General features: G+C 62.5%; 24 protein-coding genes. 13 read left to right on the top strand and 11 right to left on the bottom strand.

Going from position 1 to position 20,321, the window contains the following annotated elements; translation table 11 throughout:
* Positions 1-60: 60 nt before the first annotated feature.
* The 10 genes from NKH97_RS01365 (at position 61) to rnhA (ending at position 7,015) form a co-directional block, all read left to right on the top strand.
* Entirely contained in the window at positions 61-1,005 is a 945-nt protein-coding gene (locus tag NKH97_RS01365) for a heme o synthase (RefSeq protein ID WP_023808610.1), read from the top strand.
* Complete coding sequence (locus NKH97_RS01360; RefSeq protein ID WP_024503613.1) at positions 1,002-1,166, top strand: cytochrome c oxidase system small membrane protein; 165 nt, start codon at positions 1,002-1,004, stop codon at positions 1,164-1,166. The genes NKH97_RS01365 and NKH97_RS01360 overlap by 4 nt, the downstream gene beginning before the upstream one ends.
* Positions 1,166-1,798 carry a cytochrome c oxidase assembly protein gene (locus tag NKH97_RS01355; protein WP_023808609.1) on the top strand — a complete coding sequence of 211 codons (633 nt, stop codon included), beginning with the start codon at positions 1,166-1,168 and terminating at the stop codon, positions 1,796-1,798. Before NKH97_RS01360 ends, NKH97_RS01355 begins: the two co-directional genes overlap by 1 nt.
* A 1-nt stretch (position 1,799) precedes the next feature.
* The gene (locus NKH97_RS01350) at positions 1,800-2,681 is read left to right on the top strand and encodes a cytochrome c oxidase subunit 3 (RefSeq protein WP_023808608.1); all 882 of its coding nucleotides are present in this window, start codon (positions 1,800-1,802) and stop codon (positions 2,679-2,681) included.
* Between the two features lie 92 nt (positions 2,682-2,773).
* Positions 2,774-3,265, top strand: coding sequence for a L,D-transpeptidase family protein (locus NKH97_RS01345; protein WP_127320373.1), 492 nt, complete (start codon positions 2,774-2,776; stop codon positions 3,263-3,265).
* 20 nt (positions 3,266-3,285) lie between these two features.
* The gene (locus NKH97_RS01340; protein WP_023808606.1) at positions 3,286-3,672 is read left to right on the top strand and encodes a DUF983 domain-containing protein; all 387 of its coding nucleotides are present in this window, start codon (positions 3,286-3,288) and stop codon (positions 3,670-3,672) included.
* Positions 3,669-4,424 (top strand): SURF1 family protein, encoded by a 756-nt coding sequence (locus tag NKH97_RS01335; RefSeq protein ID WP_023808605.1) that lies wholly within the window; start codon positions 3,669-3,671, stop codon positions 4,422-4,424. Before NKH97_RS01340 ends, NKH97_RS01335 begins: the two co-directional genes overlap by 4 nt.
* 71 nt (positions 4,425-4,495) lie before the next feature.
* A complete protein-coding gene (gene ispH / locus NKH97_RS01330; RefSeq protein WP_023808604.1) occupies positions 4,496-5,506 on the top strand; it encodes a 4-hydroxy-3-methylbut-2-enyl diphosphate reductase in 1,011 nt (336 codons plus the stop codon).
* A 5-nt stretch (positions 5,507-5,511) separates the two neighbouring features.
* Complete coding sequence (locus tag NKH97_RS01325) at positions 5,512-6,474, top strand: homoserine kinase (RefSeq protein WP_352628644.1); 963 nt, start codon at positions 5,512-5,514, stop codon at positions 6,472-6,474.
* Positions 6,475-6,484: 10 nt separating this feature from the next.
* A complete protein-coding gene (gene rnhA / locus NKH97_RS01320; protein ID WP_352795248.1) occupies positions 6,485-7,015 on the top strand; it encodes a ribonuclease HI in 531 nt (176 codons plus the stop codon).
* A 137-nt stretch (positions 7,016-7,152) separates the two neighbouring features.
* Here the strand turns inward: rnhA and NKH97_RS01315 are convergent, their stop codons facing one another.
* The 3 genes from NKH97_RS01315 to NKH97_RS01305 all read right to left on the bottom strand — a co-directional run bounded on the left by NKH97_RS01315 (position 7,153) and on the right by NKH97_RS01305 (position 9,082).
* The gene (locus NKH97_RS01315; RefSeq protein ID WP_352795247.1) at positions 7,153-7,623 is read right to left on the bottom strand and encodes a DUF2938 domain-containing protein; all 471 of its coding nucleotides are present in this window, start codon (positions 7,621-7,623) and stop codon (positions 7,153-7,155) included.
* A 91-nt stretch (positions 7,624-7,714) separates the two neighbouring features.
* Positions 7,715-8,191, bottom strand: coding sequence for a peroxiredoxin (locus NKH97_RS01310; RefSeq protein WP_023808596.1), 477 nt, complete (start codon positions 8,189-8,191; stop codon positions 7,715-7,717).
* Positions 8,192-8,275: 84 nt separating this feature from the next.
* A complete protein-coding gene (locus NKH97_RS01305) occupies positions 8,276-9,082 on the bottom strand; it encodes a protein-disulfide reductase DsbD domain-containing protein (protein WP_027164141.1) in 807 nt (268 codons plus the stop codon).
* Positions 9,083-9,254: 172 nt separating this feature from the next.
* On the opposite strand from NKH97_RS01305, the gene NKH97_RS01300 reads away from it, so the two are divergent.
* Positions 9,255-9,863: a YqgE/AlgH family protein gene (locus NKH97_RS01300; protein WP_292185166.1), complete on the top strand. Its 609-nt coding sequence runs from the start codon at positions 9,255-9,257 to the stop codon at positions 9,861-9,863.
* Between the two features lie 298 nt (positions 9,864-10,161).
* On the opposite strand, the gene NKH97_RS01295 is transcribed toward NKH97_RS01300, so the two are convergent.
* The 4 genes from NKH97_RS01295 to thrC are packed head-to-tail and all read right to left on the bottom strand — an operon-like array spanning position 10,162 to position 16,370.
* On the bottom strand, positions 10,162-13,050 hold the full coding sequence (locus tag NKH97_RS01295) for an EAL domain-containing protein (RefSeq protein WP_352795246.1): 2,889 nt from the start codon (positions 13,048-13,050) through the stop codon (positions 10,162-10,164).
* 3 nt (positions 13,051-13,053) lie between these two features.
* Positions 13,054-13,650, bottom strand: coding sequence for a GNAT family N-acetyltransferase (locus NKH97_RS01290; RefSeq protein ID WP_352442778.1), 597 nt, complete (start codon positions 13,648-13,650; stop codon positions 13,054-13,056).
* Positions 13,651-13,665: 15 nt separating this feature from the next.
* Positions 13,666-14,958 carry a M16 family metallopeptidase gene (locus tag NKH97_RS01285; protein ID WP_127290840.1) on the bottom strand — a complete coding sequence of 431 codons (1,293 nt, stop codon included), beginning with the start codon at positions 14,956-14,958 and terminating at the stop codon, positions 13,666-13,668.
* A 14-nt stretch (positions 14,959-14,972) separates the two neighbouring features.
* Positions 14,973-16,370 (bottom strand): threonine synthase, encoded by a 1,398-nt coding sequence (thrC, locus tag NKH97_RS01280; RefSeq protein ID WP_023808590.1) that lies wholly within the window; start codon positions 16,368-16,370, stop codon positions 14,973-14,975.
* A gap of 128 nt (positions 16,371-16,498) precedes the next feature.
* Here thrC and NKH97_RS01275 point away from each other — a divergent pair, with 128 nt between their 5' ends.
* The gene (locus NKH97_RS01275; protein WP_023808589.1) at positions 16,499-17,230 is read left to right on the top strand and encodes a hypothetical protein; all 732 of its coding nucleotides are present in this window, start codon (positions 16,499-16,501) and stop codon (positions 17,228-17,230) included.
* Positions 17,231-17,255: 25 nt separating this feature from the next.
* Here NKH97_RS01275 and NKH97_RS01270 read toward each other — a convergent pair whose 3' ends face one another.
* From NKH97_RS01270 to NKH97_RS01260, 3 genes are all read right to left on the bottom strand, one after another.
* Entirely contained in the window at positions 17,256-17,546 is a 291-nt protein-coding gene (locus NKH97_RS01270; RefSeq protein WP_023808588.1) for a type II toxin-antitoxin system RelE/ParE family toxin, read from the bottom strand.
* Positions 17,546-17,782, bottom strand: a complete 237-nt coding sequence (locus NKH97_RS01265; RefSeq protein WP_023808587.1) for a transcriptional regulator — start codon at positions 17,780-17,782, stop codon at positions 17,546-17,548. The genes NKH97_RS01270 and NKH97_RS01265 overlap by 1 nt, the downstream gene beginning before the upstream one ends.
* A 146-nt stretch (positions 17,783-17,928) precedes the next feature.
* Complete coding sequence (locus NKH97_RS01260) at positions 17,929-18,615, bottom strand: HAD family hydrolase (protein WP_023808586.1); 687 nt, start codon at positions 18,613-18,615, stop codon at positions 17,929-17,931.
* Between the two features lie 176 nt (positions 18,616-18,791).
* On the opposite strand from NKH97_RS01260, the gene NKH97_RS01255 reads away from it, so the two are divergent.
* Positions 18,792-19,925, top strand: coding sequence for a site-specific DNA-methyltransferase (locus NKH97_RS01255; protein WP_023808585.1), 1,134 nt, complete (start codon positions 18,792-18,794; stop codon positions 19,923-19,925).
* Positions 19,926-19,933: 8 nt separating this feature from the next.
* On the opposite strand, the gene NKH97_RS01250 is transcribed toward NKH97_RS01255, so the two are convergent.
* Entirely contained in the window at positions 19,934-20,317 is a 384-nt protein-coding gene (locus tag NKH97_RS01250; protein ID WP_023808584.1) for a WapI family immunity protein, read from the bottom strand.
* Positions 20,318-20,321 lie beyond the last annotated feature (4 nt).

Below are 20,321 nucleotides of genomic sequence, written 5' to 3'. Positions count from 1 at the left end.
GAATACGAAACCGCCGGTCCGCCGGCGGTTTTGGCCAACGGATGATGGACTTAAGTACGCATGGCCCTTGTCGACGACCCATTGATTGACGAAGCGGGCTTTCGCATGTCGGAAGCGACGGCGGGCGATTTCTTCGCGCTGCTGAAGCCGCGCGTCATGTCGCTGGTGGTGTTCACCGCCTTTGTCGGCCTTGTCGCCGCACCCGTGACCATCAACCCTCTGCTGGCGGTGATCGCCATCCTGGCTATTGCAATAGGTGCTGGTGCCTCCGGCGCGCTCAATATGTGGTACGATGCCGACATCGATGCCGTGATGACCAGGACCGCCACCCGCCCGGTCCCGGCCGGTCGCATCCAGCCGCACGAAGCGCTGACCTTCGGGCTGGTGCTGTCGGTGCTGTCGGTGATGACGCTCGGCGTACTGGTCAACTGGCTGGCGGCGACGCTGCTTGCCTTCACCATCTTTTTCTACGCCGTCGTCTACACGATGTGGCTGAAGCGCTGGACGCCGCAGAACATCGTCATCGGCGGCGCCGCCGGCGCCATTCCGCCTGTGATCGGCTGGGCCGCGGTGACCGGGACAGTCAGCCTCGAAAGCATTGTCCTGTTCCTGATCATCTTCCTGTGGACGCCGCCGCATTTCTGGGCGCTGGCGCTGTTCAAGTCCGAGGACTATGCCAAGGCCGGCATTCCGATGATGCCCAACGTCGCCGGCCACGCTTCGACCCGCCGCCAGATCTTCGCCTATGCGCTGGTGCTGGCCCCGGTCGGCGTGCTGCCGTGGCTGCTTGGCTACACCACGCCGTTCTATGGCGTGGCCGCCCTGCTTCTGGGAGTCGGTTTTGTCTGGTACGCGTGGAAAGTGCTTGGCATGGCCGACGATGACGGCGTCATGAAACCGGCCAAGGCCCTGTTCGCCTATTCGCTGCTTTACCTCTTCGCCATCTTCGCTGCCTATCTGGCCGACAGCGTTGTCGAACGCGCGCTTGCCATGGGTGGAGCATGACCATGATCGAGGAAAAGCTCGAGACCGTCACGTTGACCGAGCGTCAGAAGAAGGCGCAGCGCAGCCGTTCTATCGCCATCGGTGTGGCGCTGGCGCTGCTGGTGGTCATTTTCTACATCGCGACGATCGTGAAGTTCGGCCACAATCTGGGCACGATGTGATGAGCGTCGAGACCTCAAAAAAAACGGCTGGCAAGAACGGCAACGTCATCGTCGCGGCTGTCTGCCTCGCCTTTTTCACCGGCATGATCGGCATGGCCTATGCCGCGGTGCCGCTTTACAAAATGTTTTGCCAGGCCACCGGCTATGGCGGCACGACGCAACGTGCCGAGAAGCAGTATGCCGGCCGCGTGCTCGACCGCGAGATCACTGTCCGCTTCGATGCCAACATCGCTGGCGTGCCGTGGGAGTTCCAGCCGGTCCAGCGCTCGATGACGATGAAGATCGGCGAGACCGTGCAGGCGCACTATCAGGCGACCAACAAGTTCGATCGTCCCGTGACCGGCCGCGCTACCTTCAACGTGCAGCCTGAACTGGCAGGTCCCTATTTCAACAAGGTCGAGTGCTTCTGCTTCACCGACACGACGCTGAAGCCCGGGGAGACGCTGGACATGCCGGTGCTGTTCTACGTGGACCCCGACATCGTCAATGTGCCGGAGCTCAAGGACGTGAAGACGATCACTCTGTCCTACACGATGTTCCCGGTCGAGAAGACCAAGCCGGTCGCCTCCTCGGAGCCGGCCGAGGGCAACAGCAAGACAATTTCGAATACCGAAGCAAATCTCGGGGGTTGATATGGCAGACGCGCACGCAAAACCACAGCATGACTATCATCTCGTCGACCCGAGCCCGTGGCCTTTCCTGGGATCGGTAGGCGCACTTGTCACCGCCTTTGGCGGCGTCTGCCTGATGGAGTACCTGAAGGGCGGCTCGTTCCCGATCTTCGGCTTCAACATCGCCAATCCATGGCTGTTCTTCATCGGCCTCGTGATCATCCTCTACACCATGTTCGCCTGGTGGTCGGACACCATTAAGGAAGCGCATGAGGGCCATCACACGCGTGTCGTGTCGCTGCATCTGCGCTACGGCATGATCATGTTCATCGCCTCTGAGGTGATGTTCTTCGTTGCCTGGTTCTGGGCCTATTTCGATGCCAGCCTGTTTCCGAGCGAAGCCCAGCAATATGCCCGCACCGCGTTTACCGGCGGTGTCTGGCCGCCGAAGGGCATGGAAGTTCTCGATCCTTTCCATTTGCCGCTCTACAACACCGTCATCCTGCTGCTGTCCGGCACCACGGTGACCTGGGCGCACCATTCGCTCATCCATGGCGATCGCAAAGGCCTGATCAACGGCCTGGTGCTGACTGTTGGCCTCGGCATGCTGTTCACCATGGTGCAGGCCTACGAGTACATGCATGCTCCGTTCGCCTTCAAGGATTCCATCTATGGCGCCACCTTCTTCATGGCGACCGGCTTCCACGGTTTCCACGTCATCATCGGCACCATCTTCCTGTTGGTCTGCCTGATCCGGGCGATGAAGGGTGATTTCACCCCCAAGCAGCATTTCGGCTTCGAGGCGGCCGCCTGGTACTGGCACTTCGTCGACGTGGTCTGGCTTTTCCTGTTCGCCTCGATCTACGTCTGGGGATCGGTTGGCGCGGTGATCGAGGGCCACTGATCCTGGCCTGAGGAGTTTTCGTTTCGAGAAGGCCGCCGCGGCAACGTGGCCGCCTTCTTCTTTTTGGCGCAATGATCGCTGATCGATAGCCGATGCGGCTGACAATTTTCCGGGCCATTTGCGCATTGATGATCGCGGCACTCCCGGCCTTTGCCGGCGAGAAGGTGGATCTGGTGCGTGTCCACAAAGCCGAACGCCGGCTGGAACTCATCGGCGACGGCAAGATCCTGCGCAGCTACGGCATCGCACTCGGCGGCGATCCTGTGGGGCATAAGCACCAGGAGGGCGATCAACGCACGCCCGAGGGGAACTATGTCCTCGACTGGCGGAACCCGAACAGCATCGCGCACAGGTCGATCCATATTTCCTACCCCAACACCGACGATCTGGCGGCCGCCAGGGCGCGCAATGTCGACGCGGGCGGCATGATCATGATCCACGGCCAACCGAATGGTTATGGCTGGTGGGGCTGGCTGCTTCAATTGGTCGACTGGACCGACGGCTGCATTGCGGTTACGGACTCCGATATGGACGAAATCTGGGCGATGGTGGCCGATGGCACACCGATCGAGATCGAGCGGTAAGCATGAGCGACGACGCTCCCATGAGTGAAGACAGGGCGATCTGGCCGCCGATCGATCCGATCTCGGCCGGCCTGCATGGCCGCTGCCCGCGTTGCGGCGAGGGGCGGTTGTTCTCCGGCTTCCTCACCGTCGGCAAGCGATGCGTCAATTGCGGCCTCGATTATTCCTACGCTGATGCCGGCGACGGGCCGGCGGTGTTCGTGATCCTGATCATCGGCTTTATCATCGTCGGCCTGGCGCTCTGGGTAGAAGTCACGCTCAGCCCGCCGCTCTGGCTGCATCTGCTGGTCTGGATTCCGCTGGCTGTCGTGCTGTGCTTGACGGCGCTGCGGCTGATCAAGGGCGTGCTGCTGACGCTGCAATACCGCAACAAAGCGGCCGAGGGCCGGCTGGATCGCGGCGAATGAGCGAGGCTTCCGTTAAAACTGACGGTCGTTCGCGACCGCGATCGGCATTGCTGCTCGGCCTTGGCCTTATGCTGTTCCTGATCCTGCTGGTGCTCGGCACCTGGCAAGTGCAGCGCCTGTATTGGAAGGAAGGCCTTCTGCAGACCATCGACCAGCGTACCCATTCGGCGCCCTTGCCGTTGGTTGCGGTCGAGAAAGAGTTCGCCGCCACCGGGGATGTCGACTATACGCCGGTTACCGTCACCGGCACGTTCCTGCATCAAGGCGAACGCCATTTCTACGCAACCTGGGAAGGTGACGCCGGCTTCAATGTCTACACGCCGCTGGCGCTCGACGACGGCCGCTTCGTCCTGATCAATCGCGGCTTCGTGCCTTACGATCTGAAGGACGCCGCCAAGCGCGCCAAGGGACAGGTGACTGGCAGAGTGACAGTCACCGGGCTGGCACGCAACCCGCTGCCGGCGAAGCCGTCGATGATGCTGCCCGACAACGACGTGGCGAAGAACATCTTCTACTGGAAGGACCGCGACGTGATGGCTGCGAGCGCCGGTCTGCCGGCGGGCGCCGCGCTGGTGCCGATCTTCATCGACGCAGACAAGACGCCAAACCCAGGCGGCTTGCCGGTTGGCGGCGTCACCATCATCGACCTCCCGAACAGCCATCTGCAATATGCGATGACTTGGTACGGGCTTGCCGCGGCGCTCGCAGCCGTGCTCATCCTGCGGCTTCGCCGTCCCGCGAAAGACGAATGAACGCGGCTGATGCCCTTGACAGGGCAGGGGTGCGCACCTCATTTCGGCTTTGATCAACCGGCCCGGATTTAATGCTTCAGACAACCACCAAACCACCTCTGACGATCCGGCTCTGCCAGCCGCGCGGTTTCTGCGCCGGTGTCGACCGTGCCATCCAGATCGTCGTGCTGGCGCTGAAGAAATATGGCGCGCCGGTCTATGTCCGCCATGAGATCGTGCACAACCGCTACGTCGTCGAGGGGCTGCAAAGCCTTGGCGCCGTCTTCATCGAGGAACTCTCCGAGATACCGGCCGAACATCGGCAGTCGCCCGTCGTGTTCTCGGCGCATGGCGTGCCGAAATCGGTGCCGGCGGATGCGAAGGCGCGCAATCTCTTCTATCTCGATGCCACCTGCCCGCTGGTGTCGAAGGTCCACAAGCAAGCGATGCGCCATCAGCGGCTCGGCCGTCATGTGCTGTTGATTGGTCACGCCGGACATCCCGAGGTGATCGGCACCATGGGCCAGCTGCCGGACGGAGCAGTGACGCTGATCGAAACCGAAGCCGATGCCGCAAAGCTCTCGCCCGCCGATCCGCAGGCGCTCGGCTTCGTTACCCAGACCACATTGTCGGTCGAGGACACCGCCGGCATCATCCGCGCCTTGCAGGATCGCTTTCCGGCGCTGCAGGCACCGGCGGCGGAATCGATCTGCTATGCCACCACCAACCGCCAGGAAGCCGTCAAGGACACCGCGCCGGGCGCCGATCTCTATCTGATCGTCGGCGCGCCGAATTCCTCCAATTCGCGACGACTTGTCGAAGTCGCGGAGCGTGCAGGCGCCACCATGTCGCTTCTCGTGCAGCGCGCCGCCGAGATTCCGTGGAATGACATCGGCAACATCTCGACGCTCGGCCTGTCGGCCGGCGCGTCGGCGCCCGAAATCATTGTCGACGAGATCATCGACGCGTTCCGGCAGCGCTTCGATGTCACGATCGATCTGGCCATCACGGCCACGGAAACGGAGGATTTTCCGGTCATGCGGGTATTGCGCGATGTCGAACTGACGCGGGCCGACATGGCCTTCGTCAATGGAGCCGCGTAAGCCACATGGCGGTCTACACCGACGTTGCGGAAGGCGAACTCGGGGCATTCCTGAAAAACTATCCGGTCGGCGATCTCCTGTCCTACAAGGGCATCGCCGAAGGTACCGAGAACTCGAACTTTCTGCTGCACACCTCCAGCGGCTCCTACATCCTGACGCTCTATGAGAAGCGCGTCGAAAAGGCGGATTTGCCGTTTTTCCTGGGGCTAATGGGCCATCTCGCCAACAAGGGCGTGTCCTGCCCGCTGCCGGTGACCGCGCATGACGGCAGCGTCATCGGCACGCTCGCCGGCCGGCCGGCGGTCATCATCACCTTCCTGGAAGGGCTTTCGTTGCGGCGGCCCACAGCAACGCATTGCGCCGAGGTCGGCAAGGCGCTGGCGCAATTGCATCTGGCCGGCGCCGATTTTTCGATGACGCGCCCCAATGCACTGGCCATCGACGGCTGGCGCAAGCTCTGGGATGCAGCGCGCGATCGCGCAGACGAGGTCGAGCCGGGCCTGGCGGCCGAGGTCGATGCCGACTTTGCCGATTTCGAGCGCAACTGGCCCAAAGACCTGCCGCAAGGCATCATCCATGCCGATCTTTTCCCCGACAACGTTTTCTTCCTCGGCGAAAAACTGTCCGGCCTGATCGATTTCTATTTCGCCTGCGACGACCTCTACGCCTACGATGTCGCCACCTGTCTCAACGCCTGGTGCTTCGAGAAGGATTTTTCCTTCAATCTCACCAAGGGCAAGGCGCTGCTCGCCGGCTACCAGAGCCTCCGGCCCCTGAGCGACCAGGAAAAGGCTGCGCTGCCGATGCTGGCGCGCGGTTCGGCGTTGCGCTTCATGCTGACCCGGCTGTACGACTGGTTGACCGTTCCCGATGGCGGGCTGGTGATGAAACGCGATCCGACCGAATACATCAGAAGGATGCGGTTCCACCGGGCGATCAAATCGTCTTCGGAATATGGATTGGCCTGATATGGGTATCATGAGCAAACAGGTTGAGATCTTCACGGACGGCGCCTGTTCGGGCAATCCCGGCCCCGGCGGCTGGGGCGCGATCCTGCGCTTCAACGGCACCACCAAGGAGCTTTCCGGCGGCGAAGCCGAGACGACCAACAACCGCATGGAACTGTTGGCCGCCATTTCGGCGCTGAACGCGCTGAAGGAACCGTGCACGGTCGACCTTCACACCGACAGCAAGTATGTGATGGACGGTATTTCCAAGTGGATCCACGGTTGGAAGAAGAACGGCTGGAAGACCGTCGACAAGAAGCCTGTGAAGAACGGTGAACTCTGGCAGGCGCTGGACGAGGCCAACAAGCGCCACAAGGTCACCTGGAACTGGGTCAAGGGCCATGACGGTCATGTCGAGAACGAGCGCGCCGACGAGCTTGCGCGCGAAGGCATGGCACCGTTCAAGAAAGGTCCGTTCAAGCCTGCAGCCGCGCCAAAGCCTGCTTCGCCGGCCAAACAACTGGCAATCGCGAAAGTGCGGCGCTCGACCCAGAGCTATTGAATTTCCGGAGCGGCGCGGCTCTCCAGGTATGAAGAAGCGGATCAGCCAGCGGGCGGCGGCAACTACTACGATATCGGCGCGCATCGCGTTGTCTACGGCTGGCTGCCGATCGACTGGCCCTGCGCAGTTGTATACCCTTATCGGATCAGCAGCGCTGTGCCCCAAAGCCCGAGCGCGAACACCGTATGCGACACCAGGTTCAGCGCACGGATCAGCATCGGGTTGGGCCGCTTCGAGGCGGCCCAACCGGCGCCCATGCCGGGTGCCAGCAGGAACCAGCCGGCGCCGACGGTGACGATGCCGAGGATGAAGGCCGGCAGGAATGTCGGCGCGGCAAGCCAGCCCGCTCCGGCCAACACCACCAGGATGATGCCGTAGACGATGCCGACAAAATAGTGAAAGGCCCAGCCCAGCGCCTTTTCATGCGCGTAGGGCGCTGCACCGCCGATATCATCGTGAAAGACCTTGTCGCGGAGATGCCAGCGACCGACCGGCCCCCAGTTCGGCCGTGGCTGCCCGAACGCCTTGTGCAGGAAGATGGCCCAGAGATCCATCGCCACCGTAGCGCCGATGCCGATCGCGATAGCACGCCAGAACATGTCAAACATCGAGGTCCCCCCAAAGGCAATCCCTGGAATACAAGGGCGATCGTCGGGCGGCGGCAACCGTTGCGGTCCAGCCCGACGTTGTCGCTGAAGTTCAGAGCTGCCCCAGAATATGAGCCGCACCGGACTCGTCGACACCGGGCTTGGTCTCGACATTGAGCGCGGTGACCTTGCCGTCGTCGATGATCATTGAGAAGCGCCTCGAGCGCAGGCCCATATCGTTGCTGATGTAATCGAGGCCCACCGCCTTGGCGAAATCGCCACTGCCGTCGGCGAGGAACAGGATCTTGCCCTCGCCGCCGGTGAAGTGCGCCCAGGCGCCCATGACATGGACGTCATTGACCGAAACGACGGCGATGGTGTCGACGCCGCGCGCCAGGATGGCATCGTGGTTCTCGAGATAACCCGGCAAATGGTTGTTGCTGCAGGTAGGTGTGAAGGCGCCGGGAACCCCAAACAGCACGACCTTCTTGCCCGAGAAAATCTCGGCCCCGGTGATCGGCTTGGCGCCATCGGCGGTCATCGTCTTGAAGGTCACGTCAGGCAGCTTGTCGCCAACGGAAATGGTCATGGATTCCTCGCTTGGGAAAATGGGAAGGACGTGTCTTTGCGTAGCGAACTCAACGGCTTCCTGCAATCGTTGGGACAGGCTGGATCAAGGGAAAGGCAGAACCCCTTCGACCGCGCCCGCCGCACTCGTCAGCGTATAGTGAAGCCCGCCATCGGTCGGCGTCGTCGAGGGGCGATCGAGGATCGGCACGGTGAAAATCAGCTTGCCGTCCTTTTCGCTGCGGGCCGGGGTGCCGAACATGTAGTCCCGCTCGCCGGCAACGAAGAAATCCGCCGCCGCCGGATCGCCGGGAAAGCTCGCCTCGACAATCAGCGTCTCGTGGTCGCCCGGCAGCACATTGATGCCGAAATCGGACCTCGCGGGCGCAGGCAGTGCCGTGAAGCTCGCCTTCACCAGCGCCGCGTCCTCGGCATTGTCCGGATCGGAGGCGGGATCGACTGTCAGCCGCGTCTGCACCGGAATGCAGATCGTTTCGCAGATGCCGAGAAAGATGTCGGCATCGATCACCGCCGGCTGGTTCGGTGTCGCCAGCGTGAATGTCACCGGCAGCGAAACCGGATAGTTATAGCCAGCCCATTTGCCATAGCCGTCGTCATGGCGCTGGGGGGCAGGAAACGACAGAGCGGCGTCGGCGATGTTGGTGCTGGCTGAAATGTCGAGCTGCGGCGGCACGCCCGCGTCGCCCGGATCGCGCCAGTAGGTCTTCCAGCCGGGCTTGAGCGCGATGTCGAGAACGCCTTGGATGCGGCCGGCGTCATCGGCTTTGCCTGATGTCACCAGGCGGACCTTGCCGCCCTCGCTGTTGTACCACGCCGATGAGGAGGCGGCGGCGGGAAGAGCGGTCGCCGATCCGATGGCGGCGCCGAGCAGCAGGATTTTCAAGCTTCGCATGGCGGTGATTTGATCGTCCGTTCGTGGCCGCGCAATGATTTCATGGCCTTGCCGGTATCATATTTGCGTGACCTGGAGGGAGAAGAATGCTCGAGCCGGCGGCATAGGCTTTCGTCGAATTCCCGCACGGCGCATCTTTTCGACGCTTTGGAAACGCGTTACGCTCCCTTTCATGGACTTGTTGCGCCACAAGAAGACGGTCGCCAGCCGCGGCTTTCTCGACGACCAGTTCCTGATTGCCATGCCCGGCATGAAGGACGACCGCTTCACGCGCTCGGTCATCTATGTCTGCGCGCACTCCGATGAAGGCGCCATGGGCCTGATCATCAACCAGACTCAGCAGATGCTGTTTCCGGATCTGCTCGTGCAACTGGGCATCATGAACGAACAGGAGGCGATCCGCTTGCCGGCCCAGGCGCGCGATTTCGTCGTGCGCAATGGCGGACCCGTGGACCGGAGCCGGGGCTTCGTCCTGCATTCGGGCGACTACCGGGTGGAATCGTCGCTGACCGTTTCGGACGATATCTGCCTGACCGCGACCGTCGACATATTGCGCGCCATATCGTCCGGCCGTGGGCCGCGTCACGCGCTGATGGCGCTCGGCTATTCCGGCTGGGGCGCCGGCCAATTGGAGACCGAGATCGCCGAGAATGGCTGGCTGACCTGCCCGGCCAATGCCGAGCTTCTGTTCGACACCGACATCGAGCGCAAATACGACCGCATCCTCGCCGCGATCGGCATCGACCTCGCGCATCTCAGCTTGGCGGCCGGACACGCGTAATCGCGAACAGTCATGCGCAACATTCGCGGCTAGCCGAAGCCGCCTACACCTTCGTCATCCTAGGGCGAAGCAGGAGCGAAGCTCCGTCGCGGAGACCCTGGGATCCATTCCGCGACCTATGTCGAAGGATGCAGCGGCGAAGAAATCTGAACCGTTTTCAACGCTTTAACCTCACGGCATGGATCCTAGGGTCTGCGCCGCGTCGCTGCGCTCCTTGCTTCGCCCTAGGATGACGAAGCGATAGGCGTCTCGGCCAATCGCAGAGGTCCGCGCCTGGGCGACGCGCGCCTGAATCACATCACGCTTGCGTCAGCGGATACTGCTCCTTTAGCGTCTTCAGCACCTGGTCGCCCGGCATTGGTGCGCCGAACATGAAGCTCTGGACATATTCGCAGCCCATCTGGCGCAGTTCCAGCGCGTCGCTCTCGTCCGAAATGCCCTCGGCGACGACGGACAGGCCGAGTTCATGCGCCATGTTGACCATCGATTTCAGCAGCACCGCGCGCTTGGGCGTGTTGTCGTCAACGAAGCTCTTGTCGATCTTGATGGTGTCGAAGGGAAAACGCGTCAGATAGGCCAATGAGGAATAGCCGGTGCCGAAATCGTCCAGCGACAGGCCGATGCCGAGCTGCTTCAGCTTGGTCAGCACATGGGCGGTCTGCTCGGGATTGTCCATCACAAGCGATTCGGTGAGCTCCAGCCGGAAGCAGCGCGGCTTCAGATTGGCCCGAGCGATGACCGAGCGGACGTCGCTGACCAGGTCGCGGCGGATCAGCTGGCGGCTGGACAAATTGACCGAGACCGACAGCGGCGCGTCGCCGATCTGCTTTTGCCAGCTGGCGAGGTCTTCCGCCGCCTGCTGCATGGCAAACAGGCCGAGCTGCACGATAAGCCCACAGCTTTCGGCGACCGGGATGAAATCCGCCGGCGGGATCATGCCGCGGCGCGGGTGGTCCCAGCGCAGCAGCGCCTCGAAGCCGGCGACGCTGCCATCTTCGAGCCGCACGATCGGCTGATAGGCAAGCGTGAATTCGCGCCGCTCGATGGCGCGGCGCAGGTCGGATTCGAACTGCAGCCTGTCGGTGCCGACGGTGCGGAAGGCCGGGCGGAACGGCTCGATCCTGTCGCCGCCGAAGCGCTTGGCCTGATGCATGGCAAGCTCGGCATCCTTGACCATGTCCTCGGCCGACATCTGCGGCGAGTTCCAGGTGATCAATCCGATCGACGCCGTCAGCACGATCTCGCGCTTGGCGAAGGTGATGGGGTTGTTGATGGCATGCTTGATGGCGTCCGCCACGGCGGCGATGCGGGCCGGGTCCTGTTCAGACAGCAGCATCAGCGCGAACTGGTCGCCGGCAAAGCGCGACAGCGAATCCTTCGGCTTGAGAAGCCGATGCAGGCGGCGCGCGATGGTCAAGAGGATAGTGTCGCCGGCCGAGATGCCTAGTCCGTCATTGACCTGCTTGAAACGGTCGATGTCGATGACGAAGACGGTTGGCCGCACCTTCTCTTCGGTGCGGGCGATCGAGATGATCGCCTCCAGCCGGTTCATCAACAATTCGCGGTTCGGCAGGCCGGTCAGATTGTCGTGCACGGCATCGTGCAGCAACCGCTCCTCGGACTTCTTCTGCTCGGTCACGTCGACCATGGTACCGACGCAGCGGATGACCTCGCCGTCAGACCCGATGACCGGGCGCGCGCGTAGCGAGAACCAGTGATAATGGCCGTCGGCGCCGCGCAGGCGGAAGTTCTGCGACACCCGGCCGCGCCGGTGTTCGAGCACGACGTCGAGCGTCGTACGGAACGTATCGCGGTCGTCGGCATGCAGCACCGGGAGCCAGTTGCGGGCCGCGCCGCCAAGGCTGTTCGGCGCCAGTCCGAGCTGGATGCTGACGTCGGGCTTGGTGACGACGCGGTCGCGCAGCACGTCCCAATCCCATACCGTGTCGCCCGAACCGGCCACTGCCAGCGCCTGCCGCTCGAGGTCGGAGAACAGGCCCTGATGCAGCGCGCCGCCGGCAAAAGCATGCTGCATGACTGTGAAGCCGATCAGAAGGATGATCAGGATCAGCCCGCCGCCCAGGGCCGGCTGGGCGATATCGTTGTCGAGCATGCCGGTGATCGCCATCCACGATCCGCATAGCCACAACAGCACCATGACCCAACTGGGCACCAGCATGATGGCACGGTCGTAGCCGCGTATGCCGAGGAAGATGATCAGGCCGAGCCCGGTCAGTGCGGTGGCGGCGAAGGACAGCCTGGCAATGCCGGCGGCGACCGCCGGATCGACGATGGCGACGCCGGCGATCAGCACCAGTCCGAGGATCCAGACCAGCGCGCCATAACTGAAATGGCCGTGCCATCGGTTGAGGTTGAGATAGGCGAACAGGAACACCACGAAGGTTCCCGCCAGCGCCACCTCCGTTCCCGCTCGCCACATCTGCTCATTGCCGGGCGATATCTCGATGATCTTGTTGAGGAAGCCGAAATCGACGCAGATATAGGCCAGAACCGCCCAGGCAAGTGCCGCGGTTGCCGGGAACATCGAGGTTCCCTTGACCACGAAAAGGATGGTCAGGAACAGCGCCAGCAGGCCCGCGATGCCGATGACGATGCCGCGAAACAGCGTGTAGGAATTGACCGAGTCCTTGTAGGATTCCGGATCCCAGAGGTAGACCTGCGGCAGCTTCGGCGAGGCCAGTTCGGCGATGAAGGTAATCACCGTGCCGGGGTTCAGCGTCACCCGGAAAACGTCGGCGTCGGGGCTGGTCTGGCGATCGAGCGCGAAGCCTTCGCTGGGCGTGATGGCGGCGATGCGGGTCGAGCCGAGATCCGGCCAGAAGATGCCGGAATTCACCAGGCGGAAATGCGGTGCGACGATCAGCCGGTCGAGTTGCTGGTCGGTGGTGTTGGCGAGCGCGAAAACAGCCCAGTCGCCGGTGGAACGGGCATCATTGGCCTCGACCTCGATGCGCCGCACGATACCGTCCGGACCCGGCGCGGTCGACACCTGGAAATTCTCGCCTTGGTTGCGGTAGATCTCGACGGCGCCGGAAAGGTCGAGCGCGACGTCGTCCCGGGCAATCTTGATCGGTTCGACGGCAAAGGCCGACGATGCCGCCCACAGCGTCAGGAGTGTCGCGAGGACAAAGGCGAACAGCGACCCGTTTCGCAGGAAATTCGTCAAAAATCAGTCCTTCGTTCCAACGCCCGGCGGATCGTCCGCGATCCGGGCGTAGAGGTAGTGGTCCTGCCAGATGCCGTTGATCCTGAGATAGGATCGCAGCAGTCCTTCACGCCGAAATCCGGCTTTTTCAAGCACGCGGATCGACCTGATGTTGTCGGGAATACAGGCCGCTTCAATCCGGTGCAACCTCAGCGTATCGAAGGCGAAGCGGGCCACCACCTTGACCGCGTCGGTCATCAGGCCGCGGCCGCCGAAGCGCTCGCCGATCCAGTAGCCGACATGGCCGCTCTGCGAGACGCCATGGCGTATGTTGCCGAGCGTGATGCCGCCGGCCAGCTTGCCACTGCTCCTCTCGAAGATGAAGAAGGCGATAGCGGTTCCTTGCGCATAATCCTCGCGGTAGCGGCTGATGCGCAGCCGCCATGCGTTGCGGTCGAGTTCATCGGGAGTCCAGCGTGGCTCCCAGGGTTCGAGGAAGGCGCGGCTATCGCCACGCACCGCCGCCCACTCGCGGAAGTCGTTGGTGAACGGCACGCGCAGCGTGACGCGGTCGCCTTTCAGCGCCGGCAGGTCGCGGCGGAAGAAAGGGAGCGCGAACACGACGCTTCGAGGGGCTTAGACGGCGAGCTTACGGGCCGTGGTCTGCGTGCCTGCGAGCGATTCGAGGATCGCCTCGTATGGCGCCAGTGTGCCCACAGGCCCGACAGCGGTAAGCGTCGGCTTGGTCGAGAACAAACGCGACGATAGATCGGTCAGCCGCTCGACCGTCAGCGCCGACAGCCGTTCCATCAGTTCCTCCTTGGCGATCGGCCGGCCGAACAGAAGCAGCTGCCGTGCGATCTGCGAAGCGCGGCTGGCCGGGCTTTCGGCTGACATGATCAGTCCGGCGCGATATTGGGCGCGCGCCCGGTCGAGTTCTTCCTGCAGGATTTTCTCGCCGGCCTTCTGCAGCTCGTCGATGATGACAGGCACCAGTTCGGCGATGTCGCTCTGGCCGGTCGCGGCATGGACGCCGAAGACGCCGGTGTCGGAAAAGCCCCAATGGAAAGCATAGACCGAATAACACAGGCCGCGCTTCTCGCGGACCTCCTGGAACAGGCGCGACGACATGCCACCGCCGAGGATCATCGACAGCACCTGCGAGGCATAGAAGTCGCGCACATGATAGGCCCGGCCTTCGAACCCCAGCACGATCTGCGCGTCCATCAGGTCGCGGTCCTCACGGAAGTCGCCGCCGACATATTGCGCATATTGCGGGATGGTGCTGTCGGCCTTGCTGCGGAAGCCGCCGAGTTGCTTTTCGACCTCGCGCACGAAATTGTCATGCTTGATGTCGCCGGCGGCGACAATCACCATGCGCTCGGCGCCATATTGCCGCTCGATGAAGTCGTGGAGTTGCTTGGAGGTGAAGGATTTGACCGTTTCGGGTGTGCCGAGAATGGAGCGGCCGATGGTCTGATGGCGATAGGCGGTTTCCGTGAAACGGTCGAAGACGATGTCGTCGGGGGTGTCGTGCGCGGCGCCGATCTCCTGCAGGATCACATGCTGTTCGCGTTCGAGTTCCTGCGGGTCGAATTCGGACTCTTGCAGGATGTCGGCAAGAATGTCGACGGCCAGCGGCACGTCGTCGGAGAGCACCCTGGCATAGTAGGAAGTGGTTTCGACGCTGGTGGCGGCGTTGATTTCGCCGCCGACGTCTTCGATCTCCGAGGCGATTTCGAAGGCGCTCCGCCTTTTCGTGCCCTTGAACGCCATGTGCTCGAGCAGATGGGCCATGCCATGCTCGTCCTCACGTTCATTGCGGGCACCCGACTTGACCCAGGCACCAAGGGCAACCGATTCGATGCTTTGAAGGGTTTCGGTGGCGACTGTCAGGCCGTTCGACAGACGGCTTACCTCAACACCCATATGGCTAGTACTCCTTAACGCGCCGCCCGCGCGCGGCGGCCGACATAATCTTCCACCATTTTCAGGTCGGAGGGAAGTACCGTGTATTTTTCCTCCGATGTCATCAACCCACCTAGCCATGCGGGCAGTGCGGGCGACACGCCGCTGGCGGCTTCGACGGCGGCCGGGAATTTTGCCGGGTGTGCGGTACCCAGCACCACCATCGGCACGGCGCCTGACGCCTTGCCCGCAGCGACATGCACAGCTGCCGCGGTGTGCGGATCGAGCAGATAGTTGCTGGCCGCGAGCGTCGAGCGGATGGTGGCGGCGACCTCGTCCATATCAGCCCGGCCGGCGTCGAATTCCGACCGCATCCCGGCGATTTGCTGGGGTTCGATGGTGAAAGCGCCGGACTGCTTCAGACCGTCCATGTAGCGCCGCACGGTCGCCGCGTCACGGCCGGAGGCCTCGAACAGCAGGCGTTCGAAATTGGACGACACCTGGATATCCATCGACGGCGACGTGGTCGCAAAGACACCCTTGGTGCGATATTCCCCTGTCGCGAAGGTCCGCGCCAGGATGTCATTGTCGTTGGTGGCGATGACCAGCCGCTCGATCGGCAAGCCCATCTTCTTGGCCGCGTAGCCGGCGAAGATATCGCCGAAATTGCCGGTCGGCACGGTGAAGGAGACCGGCCTGTCCGGCGCGCCAAGCGACAGCGCCGAGGAGAAATAATAGACGATCTGGGCCATGATCCGGGCCCAGTTGATCGAGTTGACGCCCGAAAGCGCCACCCGGTCGCGAAATCCGTGATCGTTGAACATGTCCTTGAGCAGGCCCTGGCAATCGTCGAAATTGCCTTCGATCGCCAGCGCATGGACGTTTGCAGCCGTCGACGTCGTCATCTGCCGCTGCTGCACCGGCGAGACGCGGCCGTGCGGGAAAAGGATGAAGATGTCGGTCCGGCTGCGACCGGCAAAGGCATCGATGGCCGCCCCGCCGGTATCGCCCGAGGTGGCGCCGACGATGGTGGCGTGCTGGTCGCGTTCGGCAAGCACATGGTCCATCAGCCGGGCCAGAAGCTGCATCGCCACGTCCTTGAAGGCGAGCGTCGGCCCGTGGAAGAGTTCCAGGATGAAGGTGTTGGGGCCGGTCTGCACCAGCGGGCAGACGGCCTCGTGGCGGAAGGTGGCATAGGCTTCGCGCACCAGCCGCTCGAAAACGGAGGCCGGGATCTCGTCGCCAAGGAACGGCGACAGCACGCGGATGGCAAGTTCGGGATAGGCAAGGCCGCGCATGGCGCGGATCTCGGCGGCGGAAAACTGTGGCCACTCGCGCGGCACGTAGAGCCCGCCGTCGCGCGCCAGCCCGGCCAGCACGGCGTCGGAAAATCCAAGAACGGGGGCTTCCCCGCGGGTACTCACATAATGCATGTCACAATTCCGTTACTGCTTGGCTTTTCCATCCACCGCAAGGTGGTTAATTTCTGCGCTGGCTCAGTCGCATTTTTGCCGCGCGGTTGATATACGTCACCAGCTTTGCGAGAGGGAAGTGCAGTTTCATGGCGTTTCGTACATTCAGTGGTCGCTTTTTGGCGGGTCTTGCGCTCACCGGCTTTATGCTTGCCGCCGCCGGCTGCCAATCGGGCGACAATGGCATCCTGAACCTCGGCATAGGCAAGAAGGAGGACCCGACGGCGCCACCGCCGCCCCAGGATCCCAAGATACTGGCCAGCCAGTTGCAGGCCTATTGTCCCAGGGTGACGGTGCGGGACGGCACGGCTTTCTTCAACACCTATTCCAAGGAAGCTCAGAAGCCCAAGCCCAGGATCAAGAAGACCGGCGACGCCGCGCAGGATGCCGCGGCCCAGGCCGAGGCTGACGCCGCTGCTGCAACTCCGCCCGACGAATCGGCCAACATCATCTACCAGGCATCGGTCAGCGACGTGACACGCGACTGCAGCCGTGCCAACGGCCAGCTGACGATGAAGATCGCGGTCGCCGGCAAGATTGTCCCCGGACCGAAGTTTTCTCCAGGCACCATCACCATGCCCATCCGCACGGCTGTGATGCATGGCACCGAGGTCCTCTATTCGCAGATCCACCAGTATCAGGTCCAGGTCACCGATCCTTCGGTCGCCACGCAGTTCGTCTTCACCGATTCCAATATTGTCGTGCCCGAGCCGACGGCGCAGGACTATCAGGCCTTTGCCGGCTATGACGAAACCGCGCATCAGGCAACGGCCGACAAGCCGAAGAAGAAGCAGAGGAAGAGAGCCGCCGCGACGAACTAAGCGGCGAACACAAGACATGGGCGGGCTATGTGAGGCTCTCCGGCCATTCTCTGGCCCCATGGACAACGGCGATGATTTCAACGTCACTGCCGCGCACCCGATAAACAACGATATAGGATGTCCGCGCTATCACAAGCTCGCGGGTTCCGCCCGCTCGTCCCTTGCGTCCGACCATGGGATTTGACGCCAAGAGTTCGTCGGTGCGACCAATCAGATCGGCTGTTAGCCGATACGCCGCAACGGGACTGTCCTGCGCGATAAAATCCTGAATCTGGTCGAGGTCGTCGAGAGCGGCGCTCGTCCATGAAACCTGCATCAGGTGGGGCGGTACTTGTTCAACACCCGCTCGATATCGGCACGGCTGGCAAATTCACCACGGTCGGCCGCTTCAATTCCTGCGTTCACCTTGTCTAAAAACCGCTCCTGCCACTCAAGGGAGTGGCCGTTCTCAAGCGCGTCCGCAACGACTTCCGACGCGGACAGGCTGGACCGCGCCGCGATAGCATCGATGCGGGCCTGTAACTCTGGCGTGATTTCAAGCTCAATCGTCATGACGCAATCATCGCATAGCCATCAGGGTTTTGAAATGAAAACCAGCTCCCAAAATTGCAGTATCGCCTCCTACCACTCTGAAGCACGAGAACGGTAGACCGACCGGGCGAGAAAAGTCCCGCCACGAGGGCGAAATTCAATCGCCCTCAGGCGTCCGACCACTCCGACAGCGCCGCGATCACGCTTTTCAACTCTGCCCAGCGGCGGATCACCGTTTCGGCGCCGGCCTCGGTGAGCGCGTCGGCATGGCCGGGATAGCTGTGGGCGGCTCCGGTGAAGCCGATCACCCGCATGCCCGCCGTCCTTGCGCCGTGAACGCCGTGCACGGAATCCTCGATAACGAAAGTGTTCGCCGGGTTGGCGCTGAGTTTCTCCGCCGCGAACAGGAACACGTCCGGCGCCGGTTTCGTTTTCCCGGTCGGTGTTTCCATCGCCGAAAAAATCCGGTCGGTGAAAAACGGCAGAAGATGCACCTTTTCCAGCATGAATTCGATCCGCTCGGAGCGTGAATTCGAGCAGACGCAGCGCGGCACGCTTACCGCGGCAACGGCCTCGCGCACGCCATCGATGGCGCGGACGTCGCTGCGCAGTTTGCGGTCGACCAATTGTTCCTCCCTGTCGATCAGAGAGGCCTGGAAGGGGATGCGGGACTTTTCCTCGACCCGCAGCATGATGTCCTTGAAGGTCAGGCCGGCATAGCTCTCCGAAATCTCCTCAGCCGATATCTCGTATCCTGCCAAGGTCAAAAGCTCGGCGTCGACGCGGGCGGCGATGATCTCGGAATCGACGAGCACGCCGTCGCAATCGAAGATGACAAGGTCTGGCTGGGGCATGGTGATCCGGACAATAGGAGGGCGAAGTGGCCTCGGAAGGCTCAGGCGGCGCGGCATACACCAACAGGGCCGCCTTCGCAAATTCGCCACACCCGTCCCTTGGCCTTCACGGAATATTTACGCTGATCGGTAACCATAACGGAGAGTAAACAGTAACGCGTGCCTTGGGTGTCAGAATGTCTGCCGTGCGTCTTCTCGACGAGCTATCCCACGCTCCCCAGCAATCCGAATGGCTGGACACGATCCTCAAGGGCGACTGCGTCGCCGCGCTCGACCGGTTGCCCGAAAAATCGATCGACGTCATCTTCGCCGATCCGCCCTACAATCTGCAGCTCGACGGCGACCTGCACCGCCCCGATCAGTCCAAGGTCGACGCCGTCGACGACGACTGGGACCAGTTCGAGAGTTTCGAGGCCTATGACGCTTTCACGCGTGCCTGGCTGCTGGCGGCGCGCCGGGTGCTGAAGCCCAACGGCACCATCTGGGTCATCGGCTCCTATCACAACATCTTCCGGGTCGGCGCCAAGATGCAGGATCTCGGCTTCTGGATCCTTAACGACGTCGTCTGGCGCAAGACCAACCCGATGCCAAATTTCCGTGGCCGCCGCTTCCAGAACGCGCATGAGACGATGATCTGGGCTACGCGCGATCAGAAGGGCAAGGGCTATACCTTCAACTACGAAGCGATGAAGGCGTCCAACGACGACATCCAGATGCGCTCCGACTGGCTGTTTCCGATCTGCACCGGCGGCGAGCGGCTGAAGAACGACAATGGCGACAAGCTGCATCCGACGCAGAAACCGGAAGCGCTGCTTGCCCGCATCATGATGGCCTCGACCAAACCGGGCGACATCGTGCTCGATCCCTTCTTCGGCTCAGGCACCACGGGCGCGGTGGCCAAGCGTCTCGGCCGCCATTTCGTCGGCATCGAACGCGAGCAGGCCTATATCGACGCCGCCAACGAGCGCATCGACGCGGTGCGGCCGCTGGAAGAGGCCGACTTGACCGTTCTCACGGGCAAGCGCGCCGAGCCGCGCGTCGCCTTTGTCAGCCTGATCGACACCGGCCTGATGATGCCGGGCGCGACGCTCTACGATGCCAAGAAGCGCTGGGCGGCCAAGGTGCGCGCCGACGGCACGGTGGCGATCGGCGACAGCGCCGGCTCGATCCACAAGATCGGTGCCGAAGTGCAGGGGCTGGACGCCTGCAACGGCTGGACCTTCTGGCATTATGAGCGCAGCGGTGGCCTGACCCCGATCGACGAGCTTCGCCGCATCGCGCGGCTCGGCATGGAGCGGGCAGGGGCCTGATCGGCAGCTCAGGCCTTGTCTTCCTCCAGGATGATTTCGCTGACCTCGCCTTTCGCCATCAGTGAGAGCTGACTGGCAAAACGCGACAGACGCGAATAGTCCGTCCGGAGTCGCACACGCGCGAAGTCACGGGCTTCGATCTCCTCCGCGACCTCGATCCGGACGAACAGGTGACCGACGCCATCCGCCGGGAAAACCGAGATGCTTATCAGGCCGGGCGATCTCAGGACCAGATCCGCGCGTTTAAGCGGATAGGCCTGCAATGACACAATAAATTCGCTTACCTCGTCGGTCGGGAAATAGGCATCGCCACGTCCTCGAAAGTGGCCATGCTCGACACTGGCGTCAAGTATTGACCATTCCGGGTTGAAGGTCAGAACGAGCTTGCCCATTGCC

This window comes from Mesorhizobium sp. M0870 (genome assembly GCF_040319775.1).
In the GTDB taxonomy this organism is placed as follows: Bacteria; Pseudomonadota; Alphaproteobacteria; order Rhizobiales; family Rhizobiaceae; genus Mesorhizobium.
Note: the sequence above shows the minus strand (reverse complement) of the source record. Positions and strands in the feature narration are given on the sequence as shown.